Source organism: Loktanella sp. DJP18 (genome assembly GCF_049310965.1).
Classification (GTDB): domain Bacteria; phylum Pseudomonadota; class Alphaproteobacteria; order Rhodobacterales; family Rhodobacteraceae; genus Loktanella.
In genome coordinates this window covers 1-2,618 of record NZ_JBMERN010000256.1, presented here as the reverse complement: position 1 = coordinate 2,618, position 2,618 = coordinate 1, and the positions used below count along the sequence as shown (strand labels likewise).

4 protein-coding genes and 1 pseudogene are annotated in these 2,618 nt (G+C 61.8%); 1 reads left to right on the top strand and 4 read right to left on the bottom strand.

From position 1 onward, the window contains the following. Positions 1–284: 284 nt before the first annotated feature. On the bottom strand, positions 285–653 hold the full coding sequence (locus ACOI1H_RS24790; protein WP_422440917.1) for a transposase domain-containing protein: 369 nt from the start codon (positions 651–653) through the stop codon (positions 285–287). Here ACOI1H_RS24790 and ACOI1H_RS24785 point away from each other — a divergent pair. Next, entirely contained in the window at positions 642–1,937 is a 1,296-nt protein-coding gene (locus ACOI1H_RS24785) for a helix-turn-helix domain-containing protein (protein WP_422440915.1), read from the top strand. The genes ACOI1H_RS24790 and ACOI1H_RS24785 overlap by 12 nt on opposite strands. Before the next feature lie 20 nt (positions 1,938–1,957). Here the strand turns inward: ACOI1H_RS24785 and tnpB are convergent. From tnpB to ACOI1H_RS24770, 3 genes and pseudogenes are all read right to left on the bottom strand, one after another. Then, positions 1,958–2,119: pseudogene (gene tnpB, locus ACOI1H_RS24780) on the bottom strand (IS66 family insertion sequence element accessory protein TnpB); the annotation flags it as partial. Then, positions 2,116–2,334, bottom strand: a complete 219-nt coding sequence (locus ACOI1H_RS24775; protein WP_422440914.1) for a hypothetical protein — start codon at positions 2,332–2,334, stop codon at positions 2,116–2,118. The gene ACOI1H_RS24775 and the pseudogene tnpB, both read right to left, overlap by 4 nt. Positions 2,335–2,367: 33 nt before the next feature. Beyond that, positions 2,368–2,511, bottom strand: coding sequence for a transposase (locus tag ACOI1H_RS24770; RefSeq protein ID WP_422440913.1), 144 nt, complete (start codon positions 2,509–2,511; stop codon positions 2,368–2,370). Between the last annotated feature and the right edge of the window lie 107 nt (positions 2,512–2,618).

The following is a 2,618-nucleotide window of genomic DNA, read 5'->3' as shown; positions in this document are numbered from 1 at the left end:
CCCGCTCACCCCGGTAAACGCAACCAAGCAAAGCCCCAAACACCGAAACGCCCGATGTAAAATCAGGGCGACGATCAGCCGTGCACTACCGAAATGCGGAAGGCTGCCAACAACCCAGCAACCGCCAAAACAGGGCGATCATGAATTTTTGCGGTTAAGATCAATATGGTCATCATTAGTCGGTTGTTCAACTTTTTCCTTTGCCATGAACGACTTGGGGTCGATGCTGCCCGCTAATTCGATCGGTCCGCACCACGAACGTAAGCATTCGCTGGAGGCCGCGGTCAAGCGACCTTGACCAAGGGCGTGGCCCCGTCCCATTCCCACGGCAGCAACTCGTGCAAGCGCGAGACCGGCATATCGGAGATGCGAGCGATGACGTCGGCGAGCCAGGCCTGCGGGTCGATGTCGTTCAGCTTCGCGGTGCCGATCAGGGAATACATGAAGGCGGCGCGCTGCCCGCCGCGCTCGGACCCCGCGAAGAGCCAGGACTTCCTTCCGAGGGCCACGCCGCGGAGGGATCTTTCGGCGGCATTGTTGGCCAGGCAGACACGGCCGTCGTCGAGGAACCGCGTGAAGCCCGTCCCGTGGTTCGTGCAGGAGCCTACGCCTTCGGACGGACCGGGAACCGGACACGGGTGGTGGACGGGCATGCCTGCAAAACCAGCGGCCACCACAGAACGATTGAGGAGTGGAGCGTGCTCATCAAGGATAGCCACGAGGGATATATCGACTGGCGCGCTTACGAGGAGAACCGCCGCATGCTGGAGGAGAACGCAAATATGCAGAAGCGAACGGCCCGCAAATCAGGGCGAGGCGGGCAGGCATTGCTATCGGGCATGGCGCGCTGCGCTCGCTGTAGCCGGATGATGCGGGTGTTTTACAAGGTGGGCACCGACCAGTCGCACCGATATCAGTGCCGCGGCGATGACGGACATGTCGGGGTCGGTCTCTGCATTGGTGCCGGTGGGCGTGGCATTGACGCTGCCGTCGCAAGCCAGCTTCTCGAGGCGATCTCCGGACAGGCGGTTCAGGCCGCCCTTCTGGCGGGACAGCAGGCCGCCAAGGCGCAGGAGACCGTCCGTCTGGCGGTCGAGAGGGAACTTGAGGAGGCTCGATATGCCGCGGACCTTGCAGAACGCCGCCATGAGCATGTCGATCCCGCCAAACGCCATGTCGCCCGGACATTGGAAGCCCGCTGGAACGCCGCATTGGAGCGGGTGGCCCAGGTCGAGCAAAAGCTCGCACGGTTGGATGCAGATACCGATAAAAAGACCCGGGTCGATCCCACGATTCTTATGCAACTCGCATCAAACCTGCCATTTGTGTGGAATGCCGCCGGAACCGATGCCCGCGTCAGGCAACGACTGGTCAGGCTGCTGATCGAGGAGGTCGTGATCGACATCGACGAGAAAACGAACGAATTTGTTCTTCTGCTGCACTGGATCGGTGGACGCCACACCGAGGTCAGGCTGGCCCGGCGCAAGACCGGCCGTTTCCCGCCCGGCCGACAGCTCGCGGCCGGAGAGGTTTTGCGCAAGCTTGGCGGACACTGGCCAGATCGGGAGCTCGCCGTGACCCTCAACCGGATGCGATGTCGCACCGAGGATGGCGAAACTTGGACAACGGTTCGGGTCGCGGCGCTCCGCGACAAGCTCGCAATCCCGCCCTACGATCCTGATGCCGAGATCCCAAAGACCATCAGCGTCGATGCGGCCGCGAAGCGGCTTGGCGTCTGCGTTGCGTCGGTTCACAAGCTGATCCGATCTGGAGCCCTGCCGGCCAGCCAGATCATGTATTCGGCACCGTGGAAAATCCCGGTCGACGCACTGGAGAGCGACGCGGTCCGGATAGGATTGCAGGAGATCGCCGCACGTCGACCAAGGCAAGCCATTGATAAGGTTAAAGACAAGTCAATGACCCTGCCCGGATTGTGAAAAAGGAGGTGTATTCTGAATACGTGATCGCCCCGGCGACCACGGAAGACAAACATGTGGCCTGAATATGGATCCTCGGCCAAAACCTGTTCAGCCTGTGCCGCCAGCGTATTGAAACCGCGCCGCATGTCCGTGACGCCGGCGGCCACCCAAACCCGCGTGTTGCTTGGCACGGGGATCATTGCGCCAGCCCCGCGACCATCGCCACGATCGCCGACAGCGCGGTGGGACCCTCCACCAAAATGCGCCGGCCATCACACAGCGTGATGTCAATGCGCTGCGCGGCGAAAGGGTGGCCCGGAGCTGGCGAAGAAGGCTCCGCCATCGGCACCGTCGCGCCGTCCGTGATCTCGATCGGGAAAAACGTCGCAGCTTCCGGCCCGGCGACTTCTGTCACCTCAACCTCTGGCGCAAATTAAGGATCGCGCAGTCACGTATGGATCAGGTTGGTGTTCATCGCATAGCGCCGCGCCACCTGAGCAACTGACACGCCCGGCACGCGCGCCTGCGTGCAGATCAGCAGCTTCTCGTCATCTGACCAGAACCGCCGCTTCTGACCCTTCTTCCCCGCCATCACTCACCACAAGATGTCCATTATCGATGATGGACATCTAGCAGACACTTCATCCAGTCGTCAGAGCGGGACAACCGGACGGATACGCAACAGTGGGGCCTTTACGG